The 23,681-nt window shown below is 64.8% G+C and carries 24 protein-coding genes; 16 read left to right on the top strand and 8 right to left on the bottom strand.

From position 1 onward, the window contains the following. Positions 1 to 49: 49 nt before the first annotated feature. Both AC0J42_RS24325 and AC0J42_RS24330 read right to left on the bottom strand, forming a co-directional pair. Entirely contained in the window at positions 50 to 1,405 is a 1,356-nt protein-coding gene (locus AC0J42_RS24325) for a histidine kinase sensor domain-containing protein (protein ID WP_473004224.1), read from the bottom strand. A gap of 1 nt (position 1,406) precedes the next feature. After that, positions 1,407 to 2,126, bottom strand: a complete 720-nt coding sequence (locus AC0J42_RS24330) for a response regulator transcription factor (protein WP_416426408.1) — start codon at positions 2,124 to 2,126, stop codon at positions 1,407 to 1,409. Between the two features lie 157 nt (positions 2,127 to 2,283). Here AC0J42_RS24330 and AC0J42_RS24335 point away from each other — a divergent pair, with 157 nt between their 5' ends. From AC0J42_RS24335 to AC0J42_RS24350, 4 genes are read left to right on the top strand one after another with little or no spacing between them, the layout of a single operon-like run. Then, on the top strand, positions 2,284 to 5,043 hold the full coding sequence (locus AC0J42_RS24335; protein ID WP_473004227.1) for a response regulator: 2,760 nt from the start codon (positions 2,284 to 2,286) through the stop codon (positions 5,041 to 5,043). Positions 5,044 to 5,068: 25 nt separating this feature from the next. Next, complete coding sequence (locus tag AC0J42_RS24340; RefSeq protein ID WP_473004229.1) at positions 5,069 to 6,058, top strand: 2-hydroxyacid dehydrogenase; 990 nt, start codon at positions 5,069 to 5,071, stop codon at positions 6,056 to 6,058. A 42-nt stretch (positions 6,059 to 6,100) separates the two neighbouring features. Beyond that, positions 6,101 to 6,538: a hypothetical protein gene (locus AC0J42_RS24345; RefSeq protein ID WP_416426413.1), complete on the top strand. Its 438-nt coding sequence runs from the start codon at positions 6,101 to 6,103 to the stop codon at positions 6,536 to 6,538. Between the two features lie 23 nt (positions 6,539 to 6,561). Further along, positions 6,562 to 6,936, top strand: a complete 375-nt coding sequence (locus AC0J42_RS24350) for an META domain-containing protein (protein ID WP_416427454.1) — start codon at positions 6,562 to 6,564, stop codon at positions 6,934 to 6,936. Positions 6,937 to 7,024: 88 nt separating this feature from the next. Here the strand turns inward: AC0J42_RS24350 and AC0J42_RS24355 are convergent, their stop codons facing one another. Further along, complete coding sequence (locus tag AC0J42_RS24355) at positions 7,025 to 7,480, bottom strand: TlpA disulfide reductase family protein (RefSeq protein WP_416426415.1); 456 nt, start codon at positions 7,478 to 7,480, stop codon at positions 7,025 to 7,027. Between the two features lie 104 nt (positions 7,481 to 7,584). Between AC0J42_RS24355 and arsC the strand changes: the two genes are divergently transcribed. From arsC to AC0J42_RS24380, 5 genes are read left to right on the top strand one after another with little or no spacing between them, the layout of a single operon-like run. Next, a complete protein-coding gene (gene arsC, locus AC0J42_RS24360) occupies positions 7,585 to 7,938 on the top strand; it encodes an arsenate reductase (glutaredoxin) (protein ID WP_416426417.1) in 354 nt (117 codons plus the stop codon). Next, the gene (gene wrbA, locus AC0J42_RS24365) at positions 7,935 to 8,540 is read left to right on the top strand and encodes an NAD(P)H:quinone oxidoreductase (RefSeq protein ID WP_416426419.1); all 606 of its coding nucleotides are present in this window, start codon (positions 7,935 to 7,937) and stop codon (positions 8,538 to 8,540) included. Before arsC ends, wrbA begins: the two co-directional genes overlap by 4 nt. Beyond that, positions 8,533 to 8,949: a DUF2069 domain-containing protein gene (locus AC0J42_RS24370; RefSeq protein ID WP_416426421.1), complete on the top strand. Its 417-nt coding sequence runs from the start codon at positions 8,533 to 8,535 to the stop codon at positions 8,947 to 8,949. Before wrbA ends, AC0J42_RS24370 begins: the two co-directional genes overlap by 8 nt. Then, positions 8,950 to 9,621, top strand: a complete 672-nt coding sequence (locus tag AC0J42_RS24375) for a DNA-3-methyladenine glycosylase I (RefSeq protein ID WP_416426423.1) — start codon at positions 8,950 to 8,952, stop codon at positions 9,619 to 9,621. 15 nt (positions 9,622 to 9,636) lie between these two features. Beyond that, the gene (locus AC0J42_RS24380; protein WP_473004236.1) at positions 9,637 to 10,470 is read left to right on the top strand and encodes an SMP-30/gluconolactonase/LRE family protein; all 834 of its coding nucleotides are present in this window, start codon (positions 9,637 to 9,639) and stop codon (positions 10,468 to 10,470) included. 78 nt (positions 10,471 to 10,548) lie between these two features. Here AC0J42_RS24380 and ttcA read toward each other — a convergent pair whose 3' ends face one another. Beyond that, a complete protein-coding gene (gene ttcA / locus AC0J42_RS24385) occupies positions 10,549 to 11,373 on the bottom strand; it encodes a tRNA 2-thiocytidine(32) synthetase TtcA (RefSeq protein ID WP_027977162.1) in 825 nt (274 codons plus the stop codon). Between the two features lie 213 nt (positions 11,374 to 11,586). Here ttcA and AC0J42_RS24390 point away from each other — a divergent pair, with 213 nt between their 5' ends. Beyond that, a complete protein-coding gene (locus AC0J42_RS24390; RefSeq protein WP_416426428.1) occupies positions 11,587 to 12,186 on the top strand; it encodes a Yip1 family protein in 600 nt (199 codons plus the stop codon). 83 nt (positions 12,187 to 12,269) lie between these two features. Next, positions 12,270 to 12,764 carry a SprT family zinc-dependent metalloprotease gene (locus AC0J42_RS24395; protein ID WP_416426429.1) on the top strand — a complete coding sequence of 165 codons (495 nt, stop codon included), beginning with the start codon at positions 12,270 to 12,272 and terminating at the stop codon, positions 12,762 to 12,764. 55 nt (positions 12,765 to 12,819) lie between these two features. On the opposite strand, the gene AC0J42_RS24400 is transcribed toward AC0J42_RS24395, so the two are convergent. The 3 genes from AC0J42_RS24400 to AC0J42_RS24410 all read right to left on the bottom strand — a co-directional run bounded on the left by AC0J42_RS24400 (position 12,820) and on the right by AC0J42_RS24410 (position 16,544). Then, entirely contained in the window at positions 12,820 to 14,136 is a 1,317-nt protein-coding gene (locus AC0J42_RS24400) for a dicarboxylate/amino acid:cation symporter (RefSeq protein WP_416426430.1), read from the bottom strand. Between the two features lie 387 nt (positions 14,137 to 14,523). Beyond that, positions 14,524 to 15,870, bottom strand: coding sequence for an ATP-binding protein (locus AC0J42_RS24405; RefSeq protein ID WP_416426432.1), 1,347 nt, complete (start codon positions 15,868 to 15,870; stop codon positions 14,524 to 14,526). Beyond that, a complete protein-coding gene (locus AC0J42_RS24410) occupies positions 15,867 to 16,544 on the bottom strand; it encodes a response regulator (protein WP_268149043.1) in 678 nt (225 codons plus the stop codon). Before AC0J42_RS24410 ends, AC0J42_RS24405 begins: the two co-directional genes overlap by 4 nt. A 193-nt stretch (positions 16,545 to 16,737) precedes the next feature. On the opposite strand from AC0J42_RS24410, the gene AC0J42_RS24415 reads away from it, so the two are divergent. Beyond that, the gene (locus AC0J42_RS24415; RefSeq protein WP_416426433.1) at positions 16,738 to 17,529 is read left to right on the top strand and encodes a dienelactone hydrolase family protein; all 792 of its coding nucleotides are present in this window, start codon (positions 16,738 to 16,740) and stop codon (positions 17,527 to 17,529) included. Between the two features lie 80 nt (positions 17,530 to 17,609). Beyond that, positions 17,610 to 18,317: a 4'-phosphopantetheinyl transferase family protein gene (locus AC0J42_RS24420; protein WP_473004241.1), complete on the top strand. Its 708-nt coding sequence runs from the start codon at positions 17,610 to 17,612 to the stop codon at positions 18,315 to 18,317. 97 nt (positions 18,318 to 18,414) lie between these two features. On the opposite strand, the gene fhuF is transcribed toward AC0J42_RS24420, so the two are convergent. Then, positions 18,415 to 19,092: a siderophore-iron reductase FhuF gene (gene fhuF, locus AC0J42_RS24425; protein ID WP_473004244.1), complete on the bottom strand. Its 678-nt coding sequence runs from the start codon at positions 19,090 to 19,092 to the stop codon at positions 18,415 to 18,417. A 476-nt stretch (positions 19,093 to 19,568) separates the two neighbouring features. Between fhuF and AC0J42_RS24430 the strand changes: the two genes are divergently transcribed. The 3 genes from AC0J42_RS24430 to AC0J42_RS24440 all read left to right on the top strand — a co-directional run bounded on the left by AC0J42_RS24430 (position 19,569) and on the right by AC0J42_RS24440 (position 23,356). Further along, the gene (locus AC0J42_RS24430; protein WP_473004245.1) at positions 19,569 to 22,448 is read left to right on the top strand and encodes a ribonucleoside-diphosphate reductase subunit alpha; all 2,880 of its coding nucleotides are present in this window, start codon (positions 19,569 to 19,571) and stop codon (positions 22,446 to 22,448) included. A 138-nt stretch (positions 22,449 to 22,586) separates the two neighbouring features. Then, on the top strand, positions 22,587 to 22,757 hold the full coding sequence (locus tag AC0J42_RS24435; protein ID WP_416426439.1) for a YhfG family protein: 171 nt from the start codon (positions 22,587 to 22,589) through the stop codon (positions 22,755 to 22,757). Beyond that, the gene (locus AC0J42_RS24440) at positions 22,757 to 23,356 is read left to right on the top strand and encodes a putative adenosine monophosphate-protein transferase Fic (RefSeq protein ID WP_416426441.1); all 600 of its coding nucleotides are present in this window, start codon (positions 22,757 to 22,759) and stop codon (positions 23,354 to 23,356) included. The genes AC0J42_RS24435 and AC0J42_RS24440 overlap by 1 nt, the downstream gene beginning before the upstream one ends. Positions 23,357 to 23,681 lie beyond the last annotated feature (325 nt).

Here is a 23,681-nt window from a genome sequence, read left to right on the forward strand (position 1 = left end):
CTATCATACCGGCAAACGCCCCAAGGCCATATCACGCAAAGTGCGCGGCTTATTCCATTGAACTATAAGCAGCCGGCACGCGCAGGTTCAGGCGCAGGCCCACGCCGGTGTTTTGCGCCCACATTGCCCCACCCTGGCGGGCCAGGGCATTGCGCGCGATGCTCAGCCCGAGGCCGAAGCCACCGTCGCCGGGGCGCGAGCCGTCCAGCCGAATGAAGGGGTGGAAGATGCGCTCCAGGTCACGCTCGGCCACGCCGCCGCCCTGGTCATCCAACCACAGCAACCATTGGTCGCCTTCGCGACGGCCGTGCAGGCTGACCACGCCGCGCGGCGGCGAATGGCGGATGGCGTTGCGCAGGATGTTCTCCAGCGCCTGGGCCAGGGCGTTGAGGTTGCCCTGCACCCAGCAGTCGGCGCTCACCGCGCAGTGCAGCTGGCTGCTGGGCCAGCCGCTCTCGTAGCAGGCGTTCTCGGCCAGCATGTCCCACAGTGCCTGCACCTGGATGGGTTCCAGGGCCGGGGCGTTGCGCTCGGTGTCCAGCCAGGCCAGTTGCAGGGTGTCGTCCACCAGCCGCTGCATGCCCTGCACCTCGCGCTGCACCCGGTCGCGCAGGCGCGCGCAGTCCTGTTCGCTGTCGCCGGCCACCCGCAGGCGGCTCAGGGGCGTGCGCAGTTCATGGGACAGGTCGCGCAGCAGCTGGCGTTGCAGGGCCACGGTGCTTTGCAAGCGCTCGGCCATGTGGTCGAAGGCGCGCCCCAGCTCGCCCAGCTCATCGGCACGGCTGGTGGCCTGGGCGTTCAGGCGCCCTTGCAGCGGGTCGGCGCGCCAGGCGTTGGCCTGTTCGCGCAGGCGGTTCAACGGCGCGATCAGCAGGCGGTACAGGCCCACGCACAACAGAAAGGTGAACACCCCGGGGATGATGCCGGTGATGGTCAGGTGCCACAGCAGCGCGTAGCGGCCGGGCATCAGCCGTTCGGGCAACTCGATCACCAGGCTGCCGGCGCGGGGGTTGCCGGGAAACGGCACGCGCAGCCACGGCAGGCCCATGCTGCGCCGGCTCACGGGCCAGTCCAGGCCGCGCAGGAAGGTCATGCGCTGGGCCTGGGCGTCGGTCAGGGGCTGGCTGCCCAGCGGCTGCAGGTCGTGGCCAATCACGCCCATCCAGCCCTTCTCGCGGCGGGCCATGGTCGCCAGCCAGGCATCCACCCCGGCGCTGCCGCCCTGCTCCCAGGCCCGCTCGGCGTCTTCGGCGTAGTCGGCCAGCAGCGCCTTGGCGTCGCGGGAGAGGAAGGCGTTCTGGGTCTCCATGTAGCGCCCCCACGACCAGCTCAGCCAGATCATCAGCAGGCAGAAGGCGACCAGCAGCACCACCAGCTTCCAGAACAGCGACTGACGCCCCGGCACCTCAGACGTCCTCGTTGGCGGTGAACACGTAGCCCTTGCCCCACACTGTGCGCACCTGGCGCGCCAGGTAGCCCACGGCCTTGAGCTTGCGGCGGATCTGGCTGATGTGCATGTCCAGGCTGCGGTCGTGCTGGGCGTAGCCGCGCTGCAGCACGTGCTGGTAGAGGAAGGCCTTGGTCAGCACCTCGTCGGCGCTGCGGTTGAGCGTGTCCAGCAGGCGGAATTCGCTGCGGGTGAGGCCGGCGGCCTTATCGCCGAACGTCACGTCGAACAGCGTGTCGTGGAAGTGCAGGCCGTCGCCCTCGCTGCGCTGAGGCACCTGGCTGCGCCGCCGCTCCAGGGCCACGCGGCGCAGGATGGCCTCCACCCGCGCCTGCAACTCGTCGACGCTGAACGGCTTGGGCAGGTAGTCGTCGGCGCCACGGCGGAAGCCGGTGATGCGGTCGGCCTCGGCGCCCAGCGCCGACATCAGGATCACCGGCGTGGCCGAGTGCTCGCGCAGGTGCTGCAGCACGTCCAGGCCGTTCATGCCGGGCAGGAGGATGTCCATCAACACCACGTCGAAGCCTTCGCCGCGGGCCAGGGCCAGGCCGTCGCTGCCGTTCTGGCACCAGGTCACCTGGAACCCGCAGCGGCCCAGCTCCTCGTGCACGTAGGCGCCCAGCACCGGGTCGTCTTCGATGGCGAGGATGTGGCCGACACAACTGATTGCAGGATTCATTGGCATCTAGAAGTGATTATCAATAACTAATTATTCAGGATGTTTCATCTTCTAGGCAACCATTGCCCGACACAACGGCAGGTATGAAGTGCATAAGTGGCGCTATCGAGGTATTTTCCCCGGGTAAACCACCACGGCCCTGAAGGGAGAAACAGGCGTGCTGAAACGACTCGGGATCCGCGGCCGCGTGCTGTTGCTGGCGCTGCTGCCCGCCACCTTGATGGCGGTGCTGCTGGGCGGCTATTTCAGCTGGATGCAGCAGGCCGAACTGCAGGCGCAGCTGCTGCGCCGGGGGCAGATGATTGCCGAGCAGCTGGCGCCGCTGGTGGCCCGCGGCATGGCCCGCAACGACTCGCCGCTGCTGGAGCGCATCGCCGCCCAGGCGCTGGAACAGGCCGATGTGCGCGCGGTGTCGTTCCTGGCCGCCGACCACACGCCCCTGGCCCACGCCGGGCCGAGCATGCTCAACCCGGTGCCCATCGGCAACAGCACCCACCTGCTGCTGCGCAGCGGCAACGACGCCACCCGCTACCTGCTACCGGTGTTCGGCCACCATCGCGACCTGGCCGGGGAAGTGGTACCCAGCGAGGCCGACCTGCTGCTGGGCTGGGTGGAGCTGGAGCTGTCCCACGACGGCACGTTGCTGCGGGTGTACCGCGGCCTGTTCGCCAGCCTCATGCTGATTGCCGGCGGGCTTTTGGCCACCGGCCTGCTGGCCATGCGCATGAGCCGCGGCATCAACGGCCCCATCAGCCAGATCAAGCAGACCGTGGTGCAGCTCAAGGACGGCAACCTGGAAGCGCGCTTGCCGGCGCTGGGCAGCCACGAACTGGACGAGCTGGCCGCCGGTATCAACCGCATGGCCGAGACCCTGCAAGGCGCCCAGGAAGAACTGCAGCACAGCGTCGACCAGGCCACCGAAGACGTGCGCCAGAACCTGGAGACCATCGAGATCCAGAACATCGAGCTGGACCTGGCGCGCAAGGAGGCCCTGGAGGCCAGCCGCATCAAGTCCGAGTTCCTGGCCAACATGAGCCACGAGATTCGCACCCCGCTCAACGGCATCCTTGGCTTCACCCACCTGCTGCAGAAAAGCGACCTCACGCCGCGCCAGCTGGACTACCTGGGCACCATCGAGAAATCCGCCGACAGCCTGCTTGGCATCATCAATGAGATCCTCGACTTCTCCAAGATCGAGGCCGGCAAGCTGGTGCTCGATAGCATTCCGTTCAACCTGCGCGACCTGCTGCAGGACACCCTCACCATCCTCGCCCCCGCCGCCCACGCCAAGCAGCTGGAGTTGGTGAGCCTGGTGTACCGCGACACCCCCATCTCGCTGATCGGCGACCCGCTGCGGCTCAAGCAGATCCTCACGAACCTGGTGAGCAATGCCATCAAGTTCACCCGCGAAGGCACCATCGTCGCCCGCGCCATGCTGGAGGATGAAAGCGACGACGGCGTGCAGCTGCGCATCAGCGTCAAGGACACCGGCATCGGCCTGTCCAGCCAGGACGTGCGCACCCTGTTCCAGGCCTTCAGCCAGGCCGACAACTCCCTCAGCCGCCAGCCCGGCGGCACCGGCCTGGGCCTGGTGATTTCCAAGCGCCTGATCGAACAGATGGGCGGCGAGATCGGCGTCGACAGCACCCCCGGCGAAGGCTCGGAGTTCTGGATCAGCCTGCGCCTGCCCAAGGCCCGCGACGACGCCGAGGACCTGCCCGGCGAGCCGCTCAACGGCCGCAGCATTGCCGTGGTCGAACAGCACGAGCTGGCGCGCCAGGCCTTGCAGCACCAGCTGGAAGACCTGGGGCTGAACGTGGTGACCTTCCCCTCGGTGGAAAAACTGATCACCGCCGCCGACGCCGCGCACCTGGCCGGCCAGCCCATCGACCTGGCCGTGCTGGGCCTGACCAGCTACGACGTCGGCCCCGACCGCCTGGCCCAGCAGGTGCGCGACGTGGAGAAATCCGGCTGCCGGGTGCTGGTGCTCTGCCCCACCACCGAGCAGACGCTGTTCCACCCCGCCGTGCCCAACCCGCACAGCCAGCTGCAGCCCAAGCCGGCCTGCACGCGCAAGCTGCGCCGCGGCCTCAGCGACCTGATCAACCCCAAGCGCCTGCGCCACGACAGCCCCGACGGCAGCGAACCACTGACCAACCGCGCCCCACGGGTGCTGTGCGTGGACGACAACCCGGCCAACCTGCTGCTGGTGCAAACCCTGCTCGAAGACCTGGGCGCCGAGGTGCTGGCCGTGGACAACGGCGCCAGCGCCGTGCGCGCCGTGCAAGAGGAGCGCTTCGACCTGGTGCTGATGGACGTGCAGATGCCGGGCATGGACGGCCGCGAGACCACCGAGAAAATCCGCCTGTGGGAAGCCGCGCAGCCGGGGCCGGCGCTGCCCATCGTGGCGCTCACCGCCCACGCCATGGCCAACGAGAAACGCGCCCTGCTGCAAAGCGGCATGGACGACTACCTGACCAAGCCGATCAGCGACCGCCAGCTGGCCCAGGTGGTGCTCAAGTGGACCGGCCTGGTGCTGCGCACGCGCACCAGCGAGCGCGGCGAATGGGTGCAGGAAGACGACGTGCTGCACGTGCTCGACCCCGACGAAGGCCTGCGCCTGGCCGCCGGCAAGGAAGACCTGGCCGCCGACATGCTGGCCATGTTGCTGGCCTCGCTGGAAGAAGAGCGTCAGGCCATACAGGCCGCCCGCAAGGACGCCGACCACACCCTGACCATCGAACGCGTGCACCGCCTGCACGGCGCCACCCGCTACTGCGGCGTGCCGCAACTGCGCGCGGCCTGCCAGCGCAGCGAAACGCTGCTCAAGCAGAACGACAGCGAGGCGCAGGACGCACTGGATGAGCTGGATGCCGCCATCCTGCGCCTGGCCGAGCACGCCCGAATAGCCGTGTAGCTACTGCCCCCAAGGAAGCCCGACCATGCGCACCCTCCTGTTCAGCAGCCAGCACTACGACCAGGACAGCTTCCTGGCCGTGCCTCGCGACCTCGATATCGACCTGCACTTCCAGCCCGCGCGCCTGACCCCGGACACCGCGCCGCTGGCCGCCGGCTTCGAGGTGGTATGCGCGTTCATCAACGATGACCTCGGCGCCGCGGTGCTGGAGCAACTGGCCGCCGGCGGCACGCGCCTGATTGCCCTGCGCTCGGCCGGCTACAACCACGTGGACCTGGCTTGCGCCCGGCGCCTGGGCCTGGCCGTGGTGCGCGTGCCGGCCTATTCGCCCCACGCCGTGGCCGAGCACGCCGTGGCGCTGATCCTGGCGCTGAACCGCCACCTGCACCGCGCCTACAACCGCACCCGCGACGGCGACTTCACCCTGCACGGGCTAACCGGCTTCGACCTGGTGGGCAAGACCGTGGGCGTGGTCGGCACCGGCCAGATCGGCGCCGCCTTCGCGCGCATCATGCACGGCTTCGGCTGCCAGCTGCTGGCCTACGACCCCTACCCCAACGACGCGGTGCTGGCCCTGGGCGCGCGCTACCTGCCGCTGGACGAGGTGCTGGCGCAGGCGCAGATCATCAGCCTGCACTGCCCGCTCACGCCCGCCACCCAGCACCTGATCAATGCCCACAGCCTGGCGACCCTGCAGCCCGGCGCCATGCTCATCAACACCGGCCGTGGCGCGCTGGTGGACACCCCGGCGCTGATCGACGCGCTGAAAAGCGGCCAACTGGGCTACCTGGGCCTGGACGTGTATGAAGAGGAAGCCCAGTTGTTCTTCGAGGACCGCTCTGACCTGCCCCTGCAGGACGACGTGCTGGCCCGGCTGCTGACCTTCCCCAACGTGATCATTACCGCGCACCAGGCATTCCTGACCCGCGAGGCCCTGGCCGCGATCGCCAGTACCACCCTGGCCAATATTTCCGACTGGGGGCGTGGTTGCCCGCAGAATCTGGTCGAGGCTTGACCCGCCGCCCGTGCTAGCATGTCGCGCAGATTTGGAGGACCCATGGTCGAACACGATTTTCGCTACAGCCTGCTCAACCCGCACCACACCCTGATTGAATGCCGCGCCCTGGCGCCAGGCCGCTATCAGGTCACCGGCAACGGTGGTTCGATTCACAACGACGACGTTCTGCTGGTGACCCTCAAGGGCAGCAAGACCCTGTCCATGCGCCTGACCATCGAAAAAGTCCGCCACCTGATCAACCCGCCGGGGCAATGGGTAGCCGTGGCCCGTGGCCCGGTGTTCGGCGAGCTGGCCATTCACCAGTGGCACGTGCAGTGCGACGCCTGTGCAGCGGACCTCGAGTTCGAATTCGCGGTCGACGCCAAGCTGGGCACCAAGGCGCAGAAGCCTGCCGCCACGGCGCGCATCGCCGAGCTGGGCTGGAGCACCGAGGGCGACAAGCACCTGTGCCGCAAATGCCAGGAGCCGCGCCCGTGAAACAAGCCCTGCTGCTGGCGGCAATGACCGCCACCCTCGCGGGCTGCGCGTCCGGGCCCAAGCTGCAACAGGAACAGGCGTACACTCTGGAGTGGATCGGCGACAAGCCGCTGATGGACTACAGCCACATCAGCCTGACCCTGGGCGAAGACGGCCGCGCCTACGGCAACGCCGGCTGCAACCACTGGTTCGCGCCGTACACGCTGTCGCATCACCACCTGACGTTTGGTGCGGTGGGCAGCACGCGCCGCCTGTGCGACCCGGCCACCATGGAGCAGGAACAGCGCTTCCTGCAGGCCCTGGGTGGCGTGCAGCGCTGGAGCGTGTCCAAGGAAGGCCAGATTCGCCTCTGGCCCGAGGAAGGCAAGCCGCTGCGCCTGTGGCCTGACGAAGGCTGACCTTGTGGGAGCTGGCTTGCCAGCGAGCTGTTGAGGCGTTAAAAGCTCGCTGGCAAGCCAGCTCCCACAAAGGCCGCGTCCGGCGCCCTCACGAACTCTTCAACTTCGCCAGCTTCTCGCTGATCCCCGCCGCCGTCTGCTCCCCCACCAACTGCTCGCGCACCTTGCCCTTGGCATCGATGATGTAGGTGATGGGCAGCGCGTCATTCTGCGGCAGGTCGAAACGCGGCGCCGGGTCGTCGGCCAGCACCGTGAAGGTGATGCCCAGCTCCTGGGCGGCCTTCTTCAGGTCATCGCCGTGCAGGCCGTCGAAGTTCACCCCCAGCACCGCGACGCCCTTGCCCTTGAGCTGCTCGGCCAGGGCGTTGAGCTGTGGCACCTCGCTGCGGCACGGGCCGCACCAGTCCGCCCAGTAGTTCACCACCAGCCACTGATCCTGCAACTGCCGCGCCTTGACCAGCTTGCCGTTCTGGTCCACCCCGTAGTCCGCCCCGCACCCGCTCAACAACACCAGGGCCAGACACACCGCCACACGCCATGCCATGATTGCTACCTTCCTTAAAGTGCTGCCAAAAAGGTGGCGAGCGGTTAGACACCGCCCGCCACAGGGTTAGAATAGCCCCCACTTGACTCAAGGTGCGACCGCAAATGACCGACCTGACGCTTTATCACAACCCGCGCTGCTCCAAGTCCCGTGCCGCGCTGGAACTGCTGCAGGCCCGCGGCCTGGAACCCAACGTGGTGAAATACCTGGAAACCCCGCCTGACGCCGCCGCCCTCAAGGCCGTACTGGCCAAGCTGGGCCTGCACGCACGGGCCCTGCTGCGCACCGGCGAAGACGAATACAAGGCCCTGAACCTGGCCGACGCCACCCTGGGCGAAGACCAGTTGATCGCGGCCATGGTGCAGCACCCGCGCCTGATCGAACGGCCCATCCTGATTGCCGGCGACAAGGCCGCCATCGGCCGCCCACCGGAGAAAGTGCTGGAGATCCTGTCGTGACCCAGCCGTACATCCTGGTGTTGTACTACAGCCGTGGCGGCGCCACGGCGCAGATGGCCAAGCATATCGCCCGCGGCGTGGAGCTGAGCGGCATCGAGGCGCGCCTGCGCACCGTGCCGCCGGTGTCTGCCGACCACGAGGCCAGCGGCCCCAGCATTCCCGAGCACGGCGCGCCCTACGCCAGCATCGACGACTTGAAAAACTGCGCCGGCCTGGCCATGGGCAGCCCTACCCGCTACGGCAACATGGCGGCGCCGCTCAAGTACTACCTGGACGGCACCAGCAGCCTGTGGCTGAGCGGCGCCCTGGTGGGCAAGCCGGCCTCGGTGTTCACCTCCACCGCCAGCCTGCACGGCGGCCAGGAAACCACCCTGCTGTCGATGATGATGCCGTTGCTGCACCACGGCATGCTGATCAGCGGCATTCCCTACAGCGAATCTGCACTGCTGGACACCCGCGGCGGCGGCACGCCCTACGGCGCCAGCCACCACGCCGGGGCGGACAGCAAGCGCGCCCTGGACGAGCACGAGATTGCCCTGTGCCGCGCCCTGGGCCAGCGCCTGGGCGGCATCGCCCAGAAACTGGAGCCGGCGCGTGGCTAAACGCGCCAGGGTGCTGCCCGGCGTCGACTGGTTGCAACCGCGGGTGCGGGCCGCGCGCTGGGCCAGCCTTGGCTGCTTCCTGGGTTTCATCGCGCTGCTGTGCGGCTACTACCTGCTGGTGGCCGACCTGCACGGCGCACGGCCCTGGGTCATCCTGCTGATCGAGCTGGTGCCGCTGTTGCTGCTCACCCCGGGCATGCTGCTGGGCAGCCCACGCGGGCATTCGTGGACCTGCTTTGCGGTCAACCTGTACTTCATCAAGGGCGCCCTGGCCGCCTTCGACCCCAACCGCCAACTGTTCGGCCTGCTGGAAATGGCCGCCAGCCTGGCGGTGTTCACCAGCGCCCTGCTGTACGTGCGCTGGCGCTTTCAATTGAATCGGAAACTGGCCGGAGAGGGCCTGGTGTGAATGCAGGACTACAAGTGGCTACACGAATACTGCCTTAACCGCTTCGGCTCGGCGCAGGCACTGCAAGACCATCTCCCCGACGCGAAAACCCCGGCACAACTGCGCAAAATCCCCGCTGACCGCTACCTGTCGACCATGGCCCTGCGGGTGTTCCGTGCCGGCCTCAAGCACAGCCTGGTGGACGCCAAGTGGCCGGCCTTCGAGCAGGTGTTCTTCGGCTTCGACCCGGAGAAAGTGGTGCTGATGGGCGCCGAGCACCTGGAGCGGCTGATGCAGGACACGCGCATCATCCGCCACCTGGGCAAGCTCAAGAGCGTGCCGCGCAACGCCCAGCTGATCCTCGACATCGAGCACGAACACAAGAGCTTCGGCGACTTCATCGCCGACTGGCCAGTGACCGACATCACCGGCCTGTGGCAGTACCTGGCCAAGCACGGCAACCAGATGGGCGGCCTGTCGGCACCACGCTTCCTGCGCATGGTGGGCAAGGACACCTTCATCCCCACCTGGGACGTGGTGGCCGCGCTCAACGCCCAGGGCATCGTCGACAAGGTGCCCAGCAGCAAGCGCGACCAGGCCAAGGTCCAGGAAGTGTTCAACCAATGGCAGGCCGAGAGCGGGCGCCCCATGTGCCAGCTGTCGGCAATGCTGGCCTACACCGTCAATCACTAACCGCATGGAACGCTGATGAAACTCAAACCGCTGTTGTTGCTGGCCGCCGTCCCCGTTGTCGGGGCACTGGGTTTTCTGGGCTGGCAGCATTACTGGCCGGTGCAGGCCGCCTCCGGCTGGAGCACGCGCCTGGTCTACGACAAGGTCGAGAAGGCCGCGGGCCTGGGCCTGGACGGCGCCAACGTGTTGGTCACCGAGGAACTGCGTGACGACAAGGGCCGCCTGAGCAGCATCGCCCCGGACGGCACCCGCACGGTGATTGTCGACGGCCTGACCAAGCCCGACGGCCTGGCACCCTTCCTGGGTGGCCACGCCTTCAGCCAGGAGTTCGACAACAAGCCAGTGCAGTTGCTCAAGGACGGCAAGGTCACCCAGCTGTTCATGGGCCGCGACGTGCAGGGCCTGAAGGCCGACGGCGACAAGCTGTACGCCATCGAGGACCGCCACGACGACGGCCGGCTGATGCGCTACGACGCCGCCGACGGCTCGCTGACCGTGCTGCGCGACAAGCTGGCGCAGACCGAGTCGGTGGAGATCTGCCCCGGTGGCAAGCTGCTGTACACGGTGAAAAAGGAAGGCGTGATCCGCCAGTTCGACGAATCGGGCAAGGACCCGGTATACGTGGACGGCATCACCAACCCCACGTTCATCCTGTGCGACAAGCGCGGGCTATGGATAGTGGAAGACCAGACGCACCTGGCGCGGCTGTGGCTGCGCACGCCGGATGGCAAGCTGCAGGTGATCCTGTCGCACCTGCGGGCGCCGCAGGAGTTGCTGCCTACGGGCGACAACACGTATCTGCTGGCCGAGGGTGGGCGTAATCGGGTGATCGAGCTTAAGGCGGATTGATCTGTGGGAGCTGGCTTGCCAGCGAGTTTTGGGGGGCGCCCGAAAAGCTCGCTGGCAAGCCAGCTCCCACTGAAACGATCAGATATTCAACACGTTCAACACGCGCGAAGGCGCGCTTTCGTCGATCGCCAGGTTGACGAAGTCGAACAGGTTGCGGTCCGCCAACTGCGACGGCACCACGTTCTGCAGGCCGCGGAAGATGCTCTCGGTGCGCCCCGGGTGCTTGCGCTCCCACTCCACCAGCATGTCCTTGACCACCTGGCGCTGCAGGTTCTCCTGGGAGCCGCACAGGTTGCACGGGATGATCGGGAACTGCTTCAGGTCCGAATACGCCTGGATGTCCTTCTCGTTGCAGTACGCCAGCGGGCGGATCACCACGTTGCGGCCGTCGTCGGCGCGCAGCTTGGGTGGCATGGCCTTCATGCTGCCGTTGAAGAACATGTTCAGGAAGAAGGTCTCGACGATGTCGTCGCGGTGGTGCCCCAGGGCCATCTTGGTGGCGCCGATCTCGTCGGCGAAGGTGTACAGGGTGCCACGGCGCAGGCGCGAGCACAGCGAGCAGGTGGTCTTGCCTTCCGGAATCAGCTCCTTCACCACCGAGTAGGTGTCTTTCTCGACGATGTGGTATTCCACGCCCAGCTCTTTGAGGTAGGCCGGCAGCACGTGCTCGGGGAAGCCAGGCTGCTTCTGGTCCATGTTCACGGCGACGATATCGAACTTGATCGGCGCAACCTTCTGCAGGTGCAGCAGCACGTCGAGCATGGTGTAGCTGTCCTTGCCGCCCGACAGGCAGACCATGACCTTGTCACCGTCCTCGATCATGTTGTAGTCGGCGACGGCTTCGCCCGCCAGCCGGCGAAGGCGTTTCTGCAGTTTGTTCTGGTTGACCGAAAGGGTGCCCATGGCGCTTGAAATCCGCGTGGTGAGACGAAAAGCCGGGCATTTTACCTGTAAAGAAGGCGCCGGGGTACGGTATCTGGTCAACTCACCCACCCGCCCGGGCAAATACTGCAAAGTCATTACAGCCCGCCCCTACAGCGCGATTTGCTCTAAAACTGCCGACATCTGCGCCCTATACTCCCGTGTGAGGCTGTAACTACCGTAGGAGTGACTGGCATGATCCATCACGTCGTGGGGTTGTTCACCCATCCCGATCAAGAATGGCACCAGATCCGTGGCGAAGAAGAATCCATCGGCCACATGTACCTCACCCACACCCTGATATTGGCGGCGATACCGCCCATATCGGCGTTCATCGGCACCACCAAGGTGGGTTGGGTGATCGGCAACCGGGCGCCGGTGATGCTGACCCTCGACAGCGCCATCTGGATGACCATCATGTCGTACATCGCCATGCTGGCCGGCGTGGCGGTGATGGGCGCGTTCATTCACTGGATGGCCCGCACCTACGACGCCAGCCCCAGCCTGGCGCGCTGCATTGCCTTTGCCACCTACACCGCCACACCGCTGTTCATTGGCGGCCTGGCGGCGCTGTACCCGCACCTGTGGCTGGGCATGATGGTGGGCACTGCTGCCATCTGCTACACCGTGTACCTGCTGTACGTGGGCCTGCCCACCTTCATGAACATCCACGCCGACGAGGGCTTCCTGTTCTCAAGCTCGGTGCTGGCGGTGGGCCTGGTGGTGCTGGTGGCGATCATGGCGTTCACGGTGATCATCTGGGGGCTGGGCGTAGGCCCGGTCTACACCAACTGAACAGCGCTGGCCGCCCGGCGACGGGCGGCTCGGCATGCCCCTGTGGTTGCGGCATAATCGGCACATATGGAGTGTCGTCTAGCATGCCCGAAGTACTCAATTCCCGCGTCGAATCCTGTTTCCAGCAAGCCGAAGCCTTCTTCAAACGCTCCTTCGCCCGCCCCCAGGTGAGCTTCAAGCTGCGCGGGCAGAAAGCCGGCGTTGCCCACCTGCACGAGAACCTGCTGCGCTTCAACCCGCAACTGTACCGCGAGAACAGCGAAGACTTCCTGCGCCAGACCGTGCCCCACGAGGTGGCCCACCTGGTGGCGCACCAGCTGTTCGGCGACCGCATCGCGCCCCATGGCGAGGAGTGGCAGCTGATCATGCGTGGCGTGTACGAGCTGCCGCCCAACCGCTGCCACACCTACGAGGTCAAGCGCCGGCGGGTGACGCGCTATATCTACCGCTGCCCCTGCGCCGACAGCGACTTCCCGTTCAGCGCCCAGCGCCACAGCCTGGTGCGCCAGGGCCGGCGGTACCTGTGCAGGCGTTGCCGGCACACGCTGGTGTTCACCGGCGAGACCCGCGTCGAATAACCCGCAGGCATAAAAAAACCCATCCGAAGATGGGTTTTTTCTTTTGCGCCAGCGCTTAGCGCGGGGCGTCGACTGCCACGGCTTCGTGGGCTTCAGCCACTTCGATGGCGGTAGGGCCTGCGGCCAGTTGCGCCTTCATGGTGTCTTCGTCCAGCTCGCCGACCCACTTGGCAACCACCAGGGTGGCCACGGCATTGCCGACCAGGTTGGTGAGGGCGCGGGCTTCGGACATGAAGCGGTCGATGCCCAGGATCAGCGCCAGGCCAGCCACCGGCAGGTGGCCAACGGCCGACAGGGTGGCGGCCAGCACGATGAAGCCGCTACCGGTAACGCCGGCGGCGCCCTTGGAGGAGATCAGCAGCACGGCCAGCAGGGTCAGCTGGTGGAACAGGTCCATGTGCGTATCGGTGGCCTGGGCGATGAACACCGCGGCCATGGTCAGGTAGATGGCGGTGCCGTCCAGGTTGAACGAGTAGCCGGTAGGAATCACCAGGCCAACCACCGACTTCTGCGCGCCCAGGCGCTCCAGCTTCACCAGCATGCGCGGCAGGGCCGATTCCGACGAGGAGGTACCCAGCACGATCAGCAGCTCTTCACGGATGTAGCGCACCAGCTTGATGATGCTGAAACCGTGGAAGCGCGCGATCGAGCCCAGCACCAGCAGCACGAACAGGATGCAGGTGATGTAGAAGCAGATCATCAGCTGGCCCAGTTGCACCAGCGAGCTCACGCCGTAGGCGCCGATGGTGAAGGCCATGGCACCCAGCGCACCCAGGGGGGCCAGCTTCATGATCATGCTGATGATGTTGAACATCACGTGGGCGAACCGGTCGATCAGGTCCAGCAGCGGCTTGCCATAGGCGCCCAGGCGGTGCAGGGCGAAGCCGAACAGCACGGCGAACATCAGCACTTGCAGGATGTCACCGGTGGCGAAGGCGCCGACAATGGTGTTGGGGATGATGTTCAGGAAGAACGCGATCACGCTCTGGTCTTTACCGGCGGCCACGTAGGTGGCGACCTTGGAGGCGTCCAGGGTGGCGGGGTCGATGTGCATGCCGTTGCCCGGGCCAACCACGTTGACCACGACCAGGCCGATCAGCAGGGCGATGGTGGAGACGATCTCGAAGTACAGCAGCGCGTAGCCACCGGTCTTGCCCACGGCCTTCATGCTTTCCATGCCGGCGATGCCGCTGACCACGGTGCAGAAGATGATGGGGGCGATGACCATTTTGATCAGTTTGATGAACCCGTCGCCCAGTGGCTTCAGGGTTACCGCGGTGTCAGGGTAGAAGTGCCCCAACGCGATACCGATGATGATCGCGATGATCACCTGGAAATACAGCGATTTGTACAGTGGCTGACGAGTCGTCATTGCAAGTTCCTCAAGTGCATCGCCTGGCATCCATTCCTGTGATGCACACGACACCTAAAGCACGAACCCTCCTGTACTGGAGGGATTTATTGTCGAGCTGCGCGCGGCAGACCTTGCGACTTGTATCGCAAGGGCCGTGCCAGGTCGCGCGCCAAGGCGAACGGTCAATGATTGTGGGGGTTGGGTGCCATCATGTTAGCCACTATTGGGGAACTTGCCTGGCGGAAATCCGCCATTTCCCTGGAACAACTTCCGCCACATGGCGGATTTCCGCCGCAAAGTCGGGTAACGGCTGGACGCAGCCTGGCGGCAGCTGCTACACATTTCCCGTAGCAGCGGCCGAAGGCCGCGTCACCGGCTACCACCTACCTAAAGGTATAGCCCACTTCAGAGCGGTTTAAAGCGCACCCGGAACGCCGCCCCACCCAAGGGCGAATCATCCAGGATCAGCTGCGCGTCATAGCTTTCGATGATGTCCTTGACCACCGCCAGGCCAATACCCTGCCCCGGGTTCTGCCGGTCCAGCCGCTCACCCCGTTGCAGGATACGCGCGCGCTGGCTCTCGGGCACGCCCGGGCCGTCGTCCTCGATGCTCAGCTGGGTGCCAAACTCGCCAGAGGCCAGGCTCACCCGCACCTCGCCCAGGCACAGGCGGTAGGCGTTCTCCAGCAGGTTGCCGAGCATTTCCAGTAGCGCGCCCTCCTCCATCGGCACCTGGGCCGAGTCAGCCACATGGAAACTGACGTGCACGCGCTTGTCGCGGTACACCTTGGCCAGGGTGCTGCAGAGGCTGTCCAGCAGCGGCATCAGCAGCACCTGGTGGCGCACCAGGCCACTCTTGCGCAGGCTGGCGCGCTGCAGCTGGTAGCCGATCTGCTGGCTCATGCGCTCGATCTGGCTTTGCAGGATGCGCGCCTGCTCGATGTTCTCCGGGCGCTGGGCGATGGTCTCGCTCACGCCCTGCAGCACCGCCAGGGGCGTCTTCAGGCTGTGGGCCAGGTCGCCCAGGGAATCACGGTAGCGGCCGCGCTGCTCGCGCTCGCTGCTGAGCAGGCGGTTCAGCGAGCCGGTCAGGCGCAGCAGTTCGCGCGGGTGGGTCTCGCTGAGGCTGTCACGCTGGCCGGATTCGATCTGGTCCAGCTCCAGGCTCAGCTGGCGCAGGGCGCGCAGGCCCCAGGTCAGGCCGGCCCACAGCAGCACCAGCAGGGCCAGCAAGGCGGCGCCGAAGCCCAGCGAGAGCTTCTCGCGCAGGCCCGAGAGAATCATCTTGTAGCCCTTCACCGATTGCAGGGCGACGATGCTGTAGGCCGCGCTCTTGCCGCCCAGCAGCTTCACCTCCACGTCGTAGACGAAGTACTCCTCGCCATTGGGCTCGTGGATGTGCGCGAACTGCGCACCCATGCCGTCATAGCGCGGCTTGTAGTTGATACTCTGTTCGGTGGTGGCCCGCGAGCGCCATACCAGCTCGCCCTCGCGGTTGTAGATGTAGCCCAGCAGGCGGCTGTCGGGCAGGTTGTAGCGCTCGTCGGGCAGCAGGTCGGGCATCTGCAGCTTGCCGTTCTCGACCCGGGCGGCAGAGATCAGGGTGGTCACGTCCGACGCCAGGCGCTGCTCGATGGACTCGCGCAGCGCCAGGCTGAAGGTGCTTTGCAACGCTGGCAGCAGGCCGATCATGAACAGCACCGACAGCAGGAAGGCCGCCAGCATCAACCGTACGCGCAGCGATCGAATCATTTACACCGCTCGGTGAACAGGTAGCCCAGGCCGCGCACGGTCTCGATGGGCTTGAAGCCGTTGGTGCCTTCCAGCTTGCGGCGCAGGCGGCCCACCAGCACTTCGATCACGTTCGGGTCGCGCTCGTCGTCGTCCGGGTACAGCTGTTCCATCAGGCGGTCCTTGGCCACCACCTGCTGGTGATGACGCATGAGGTATTCGAGAATGCGGTATTCGTAGGCGGTCAAGGCCAGGGGCTGCTCGTCCAGGCTCGCCTGCTTGCGGTTGAGGTCCAGCAGCAGGGGGCCGGCGACGATGGTCGACTGGATGAAACCGCTGGAGCGGCGCAGCAGGGCGTTGAGGCGCGCTTCCAGCTCTTCGAACTGGAAGGGTTTTACCACGTAGTCATCGGCGCCGGTAGCCAGGCCTTCGACCTTGTCCTGCCAGTTGCCGCGGGCGGTGAGGATCAGCACCGGGAAGGCCTTGCCATCGGCGCGCAGGCGCCGAATCAGCTCCAGGCCACCCATGCCGGGCAGGCCCAGGTCGACCACGGCCAGGTCATGATTGTACTGCGAGGCCTGGTACAAGGCTTCCTCTGCATTGGCCACGGCCTCCACCACATGACCGCTTTCGGTCAGGCGGGTATACAAGTGGTGCCGCAACAGCGCCTCATCTTCTACCACCAGCAGTTTCATAGTGCTCCCCGGTTGGTGCCCTGCTTTGCGGGCCGCCGTGTTACCTCGTCCGTATGACGGCACCGGGCGCTTGCACGAACAAGCCCCGGCGCCAAGAGTGTACCTGTAACAAGCTTAGTCAGGCAGCGCTGAACCCTTACTGAACCAGCCATGGTCTAGGCTGAGCTGACTGCTTATACGAGGAGCCACGAACATGCGTGTACTGTTGATGTGCCTGCTGCTGGCGGCCAGCACCCTGGCCCAGGCCGAAATCAAGACCCAGGAACTGCACTACAAGGACCTCAACGGCACGCCGCTGGTGGGTTACTTTGCCTACGACGATGCCATCCAGGGCCCACGCCCCGGCGTGGTGGTGGTGCACGAATGGTGGGGCCTGAACGACTACGCCAAGGGCCGCGCCCGCGCCCTCGCCGCCCTGGGCTACAGCGCCCTGGCCATCGACATGTACGGCGATGGCAAGAACACCGAGCACCCGAAAGATGCCATGGCCTTCATGCAGGAAGCCTCGGCCAACGCCCAGGTCTCCAGCGCCCGTTTCGACGCCGGCGTGCAACTGCTTAAAAAGCAGCCGCAGACCAACCCGGCGAAAATCGCCGCCATCGGCTACTGCTTCGGCGGCACCGTGGTGCTCAACGCCGCGCGCCATGGCGAAAGCCTGGCCGGTGTGGTGAGCTTCCACGGCGGCCTGGCGGCCAAGACCCGGGCCACCAAGGGCAGCGTGAAAACCCCGATCCTGGTGGAGCACGGTGAACTGGACAGCATGAGCACGCCCAAGGACGTGGCGGACTTCAAGACCGAGATGTCCACCGCCGGGGTCAACTACCAGTTCGTGGTGCAGCCCGGCGCCAAGCATGGCTTCACCAACCCCGACGCCGACCGCCTGGCCCATGGCGATCATGGCGGCCCGGACATTGGCTATAACAAGGCCGCCGACGAGAAATCCTGGGCGGACATGCAGGCGTTCCTGAAGAAGGTATTCGGCTGACCCGGACGCGGCCTGTAGCAGCGGCCGCAGGCCGCGTCCCGCCAAACCTGCGCGGTAAACATTTATGGCAAACTACCGCCATGAACGCGCCCATCGCCTGCTGCACCGCCCCCCACGCCCACTGGCCCCTGCCCTTCGCCCTCCCCGGCGTGGTGTTGGTCAGCAACCGCTTCGACCCCAAGGCCCTGGCCGCCGACGATTTCGTCCGCGCCGGCATCCAGCCGCCCGCCAACATCCAGCGCTCGGTCGCCAAGCGCCAGGCCGAATTCCTCGCCGGCCGCCTGTGCGCCCGCAGCGCCCTGCAGCAGTTGGCCGACATCGATCACGTGCCCGCCATCGGCGAGGACCGCGCGCCCATCTGGCCAGCCGGCATCAGCGGCTCCATCACCCACGGCACCGGCTGGGCCGGCGCCGTCGTCGCCCGCAGCGGCGTTTGGCAAGGCTTGGGCCTGGACATGGAAACCCTGCTGGGCGACGACCGCGCCGCGCGCCTGGCGGGGGAAATCCTCACCCCAGGCGAGCTGGCGCGCATGGACCCGGCCCAGCTGTCACTGACCGTGACCCTGACCTTCTCCATCAAGGAAAGCTTGTTCAAGGCGCTCTACCCGATCGTCGGCCAGCGCTTCTATTTCGAGCATGCCGAGGTGCTGGGGTGGGACGCCGCCGGCAGGGTGCGCATGCGCCTGCTGACGGACCTGTCAACGCTGTGGTGCCATGGACGCGAGATCGAAGGGCAGTTCGGGCTGGAGAACGATCACCTGCTGAGCCTGGTGGCGATACAAGCCTGACACCGATCCCGTAGCCGCTGCCGCCAGGCTGCGCTGGGCCGTGTGAACCCTGGATATCTTCAGCGAGGCGCAGGGCCAGCGCAGCCTTCGGCAGCGGCTACGGGCCAACCAACGGGCAATGCTCGCAATGCCCCACCCAACCAACCTTGTACGCCAGGCAGCAACTGCGCCGCTGGCGCTTGCCATCGGGCAGGTAGCGCACCGGCTCATATAAAGGGTTGCCACGGCCATCCGCCGCCTTGCGCGAATGCAGCAGCGCCAGCGCCGGCCCCACCGCCACGCCCAGCGCCTGCAGGCGCACCGTGGCCTGCTCCAGGTAATCGCCGGCGTTGCCCCACAGCACCGCCGTCGGCACCTCGCCATAGGCACTCAGGCGCTCGATGAACGGCCGCAGGCTGGCCTGCACCACCGGCTCCAGCGACTCATCGGCCTCGCCCGGCTCGCCCTCCTCCAGCAGCTTCACGCCCAGCGGCAAGCCACGCTCGTTGAGCACCAGCCCCAGCTGGTCCAACTGCAGCGGCAGGTACCAGCCACGCACCAGCTGCGTCACCAGGATGGCCGGCCACCAATGCATGAAAAAATACTTCGACCATTGGGAAACCAACACCGGCTTCTGCTCATCGAACAGCGGCTGCCCATAGATGCGTAAAAGTGCCGCATCCAGCTCGGCCGCCTGCAGGGCCTGGTGCAGGGGCTGCGCCGGCCGTGGGTCGTCCATGGGCAACAGGCCCTGTAGGAAAGCGGCGTAGGGACCAGTGGTCCAGTCGTGGTTCATCGGGACTCCAAAGGGCGCTGCGGGGAGCCGTCGAGCGCTTGAAACAACAGCATGCCAAAAACGTGTCGGTGGCTGTGTTTTTTTGTGTTAGGGTGCGCGCCCGCAAAAAACCGGGCGCCATTTTCGGGGCTAAAAAAAGCCGGACAAATGGTCCCAAGGGTGTGGGACGCGGCCTACATGGGCTACGCAGGTTCTCCCACAAATTACTCACAAGTTATCCACAACCCTAGCGTGTTGCAAAGTTGCCGGAGGGGCCTTATCTTGTATCGATTGCTCGCCGAACCACTACATGTTGGGTTTTTGGCGCATTGCCAACCACATTTTTTACGCTAATCTCAAGCCCGTTCTACCAATTTTTTTTTCTTGAAACCGTACATTTTTGCTCTTTAACACTCCCGAACGGATCCAGCACGACCCAGGGTCGATTGCTGGATTTTTCCGTTTGCGAGTCAAGACTTTTCCTCATGGAGAAACCGATGCAGACCGACACAACTCGCGAGAACCCAGCGGGCAAGGCGCCCCAGGCTACAGAGTCCAACCTGGACCTGAACGCCACCGCGCCGGGCCAACTGCGCGTGATCAAGCGCAACGGCACCGTCGTCGCCTACACCGACGACAAGATCACCGTCGCCATCACCAAGGCATTCCTCGCAGTTGAAGGCGGCACCGCTGCTGCCTCGTCGCGCATCCACGACACCGTGGCGCGCCTGACCGAACAAGTCACCGCTACCTTCAAGCGTCGCATGCCTTCGGGCGGCACCATCCACATCGAGGAAATCCAGGACCAGGTCGAACTGGCCCTGATGCGTGCCGGCGAGCAGAAAGTGGCCCGCGACTACGTGATCTACCGTGACGCCCGCTCGAAAGAACGCGCCGTGCGCACCACCGCCGAAGCCCCGGTCGATGCCCACCCAAGCATCCGCATCACCCTGGCCGACGGCTCCCTGGCGCCGCTGGACATGGGCCGCCTGAACACCATCATCACCGAAGCGTGCGAAGGCCTGGCCGAAGTCGACGGCGACCTGATCCAGCGCGAAACCCTGAAGAACCTGTACGACGGCGTGGCCCTTAAGGACGTCAACACCGCCCTGGTGATGACCGCCCGTACCCTGGTAGAGCGCGAGCCGAACTATTCGTTCGTGACCGCCCGCCTGCTGATGGACACCCTGCGCGCCGAAGGCCTGGGCTTCCTGGAAGTGGCCGACAGCGCCACCCACCACGAGATGGCCGACCTGTACGCCAAGGCGCTGCCTGCCTACGTGGCAAAAGGCATCGAGTTCGAACTGCTGAACCCGGTACTGGCCGAGTTCGACCTGGTGAAACTGGGCAACGCCATCAACCACGAGCGCGACCAGCAGTTCACCTACCTGGGCCTGCAAACCCTGTACGACCGCTACTTCATCCACAAGGATGGCGTGCGTTTCGAACTGCCGCAGATCTTCTTCATGCGCGTGGCCATGGGCCTGGCGATCGAAGAGAAGCAACGCGAAGACCGCGCGATCGAGTTCTACAACCTGCTGTCGTCCTTCGACTACATGGCCTCGACCCCGACCCTGTTCAACGCCGGTACCCTGCGTCCACAGCTGTCCAGCTGCTACCTGACCACCGTGCCGGATGACCTGTCGGGCATCTACCACGCCATCCACGACAACGCCATGCTGTCCAAATTCGCGGGCGGCCTGGGCAACGACTGGACTCCGGTCCGTGCGCTGGGTTCGTACATCAAGGGCACCAACGGCAAGTCCCAGGGCGTGGTGCCGTTCCTGAAAGTGGTGAACGACACCGCCGTGGCCGTGAACCAGGGTGGCAAGCGCAAGGGCGCTGTCTGTGCCTACCTGGAAACCTGGCACCTGGACATCGAAGAGTTCATCGAACTGCGTAAGAACACCGGTGATGACCGTCGTCGTACCCACGACATGAACACCGCCAACTGGATCCCTGACCTGTTCATGAAGCGCGTCTTCGATGACGGCAAGTGGACCCTGTTCTCGCCGAACGAAGTGCCAGACCTGCACGACCTGACCGGCAAGGCCTTCGAAGAGCGCTACGAGTACTACGAAGCCCTGACCGAGTACAACAAGATCAAGGTGTTCAAGACCATCCAGGCCAAAGACCTGTGGCGCAAGATGCTGTCGATGCTGTTCGAGACCGGCCACCCATGGTTGACCTTCAAGGACCCATGCAACCTGCGTTCGCCGCAGCAGCACGTGGGCGTGGTCCACAGCTCGAACCTGTGCACCGAGATCACCCTGAACACCAACAAGGACGAGATCGCCGTCTGCAACCTGGGCTCCATCAACCTGCCGAACCACATCGTCGACGGCAAGCTGGACACCGCCAAGCTGCAGCGCACCGTGAACACCGCAGTCCGCATGCTCGATAACGTTATCGACATCAACTACTACTCGGTGCCACAGGCCAAGAACTCGAACTTCAAGCACCGTCCAGTCGGCCTGGGCATCATGGGCTTCCAGGACGCGCTGTACCTGCAGCACATCCCGTACGGTTCCGACGCTGCCGTCGAGTTCGCCGACAAGTCCATGGAAGCGGTGAGCTACTTCGCCATCCAGGCTTCCTGCGACCTGGCCGACGAGCGCGGCGCCTACGAGACCTTCCAGGGTTCGCTGTGGTCCAAAGGCATCCTGCCACTGGACTCGCAACAGATCCTGATCGAAGCGCGTGGCCAGAAGTACATCGACGTCGACCTGAACGAATCGCTGGACTGGGCCCCGGTCCGTGCCCGCGTGCAGAAAGGCATTCGTAACTCGAACATCATGGCCATCGCACCGACCGCCACCATCGCCAACATCACTGGCGTGTCGCAGTCGATCGAACCGACCTACCAGAACCTGTACGTGAAATCGAACCTGTCGGGCGAATTCACCGTGATCAACCCGTACCTGGTACGCGACCTGAAGGCCCGCGGCCTGTGGGACGCGGTCATGATCAACGACCTGAAGTACTACGACGGTTCCGTGCAGCAGATCGAGCGCATCCCGCAAGAGCTCAAAGACCTCTACGCGACCGCCTTCGAAGTGGAAACCAAGTGGATCGTCGACGCCGCCAGCCGTCGCCAGAAGTGGATCGACCAGGCTCAGTCGCTGAACCTGTACATCGCCGGCGCCTCGGGCAAGAAACTGGACGTGACCTACCGCATGGCCTGGTACCGTGGCCTGAAAACCACCTACTACCTCCGTGCCCTGGCCGCGACCAGCACCGAGAAGTCGACCATCAACACCGGCAAGCTGAACGCCGTGTCGAGCGGTGGTGACAGCGCGCCTGTACAGGCAGCGGGTCCAGCGCCAGTGCCTAAGGCTTGCGCGATTGACGAGCCGGATTGCGAAGCTTGCCAATAAGGCTTAGCTAGCAGCACGAAAAGGCCAACCTTCGGGTTGGCTTTTTTGTGCCTGCCTGCAACCACCATCGCGCCCTGCGTAACACCTCGTACGGCCGTTTCCGCTACAATACCCACATCTACAGTTCCAGGAGGCGTTATGGAAACCCTGTCTTTTCAAGCCAAGAAAGCCTATTACGCCAAAGTTCGTCGCTCCAACTACACGGCTAGCCTTCGCCTGGAAGGTTTTGACGTTACGCGGGAGGATGCCGAGCGCCCCCTTCCCACCCGCGAATCCGTCATCAACCGCTATCGCAAGAAAGCTGACTGATGGTCGACAAGTACGGTGTAGGGCAAGACCCGTACTGCTACCCAGGCACTCACATCCTGCGCAACAAGCTGAATATTCGATGCGAGGCTGAACTGGACCAGGCGGAGCGCGAGCTTTCCGATATCGCGGCCAGCCAAATCGAATTCTGCCTCCCTCCTTACGACCTCACCTACCTAAGACAAATCCATCGTCGGCTTTTCTGCGACCTTTACGATTGGGCAGGTGAAATTCGGAATGTAGACATATCAAAGGACACTACTCGATTTTGCAGAGCCGACAGAGTGGTCCCAGAAGGCGAAAAACTGCTCGCCCAATCTGCCAAAGCCCGGTGGTACGAAGGCCTTCCATTGCCCGAATTCATTAGCGCATGCGCCGAGATATTCGGAGACCTGAACATGGTTCATCCTTTCCGTGAAGGCAACGGAAGAACGCAGCGAATTCTCTTCGAACACATCATCGTGAATGCCGGCTACGAAATCACCTGGTGGGAGGTCGACGCTGCTGAGTGGGTGCAGGCAAACATTGCCGCAGTCCACTGTGATTACTCCCTGCTCAGGGAAATCCTTGCTCGATGCATCGGTTTACCGATCGCTCGGTAGCCGCTGCCGCCAGGCTGCGCTGGCCCATTCAGACGCGCATCTCCCCTACAGACGAAAAACAACCCCGTGGGACCAGGCCCTGCCCGGGAAGAAGCCACCCATCCCCACGTAAAACCCAACCGCGACACACAGCCACACACCCCGGAAACACCCCGAAATCCGCCTTGCGATTCCGCCACCAAAACACTATATTTAGTGCCTGCAAACGCAAAGAAACACCACATACGCGATTAGCCCGCCTATTCAGGCAAAACCCGTTTGCAAACAAAGGGCTCCATGACGCCCTATCCAAAATAGCGAATTGATTGCGCCACGATGAACACGG

It is taken from the genome of Pseudomonas sp. Tav-5-1A, assembly GCF_055755055.1.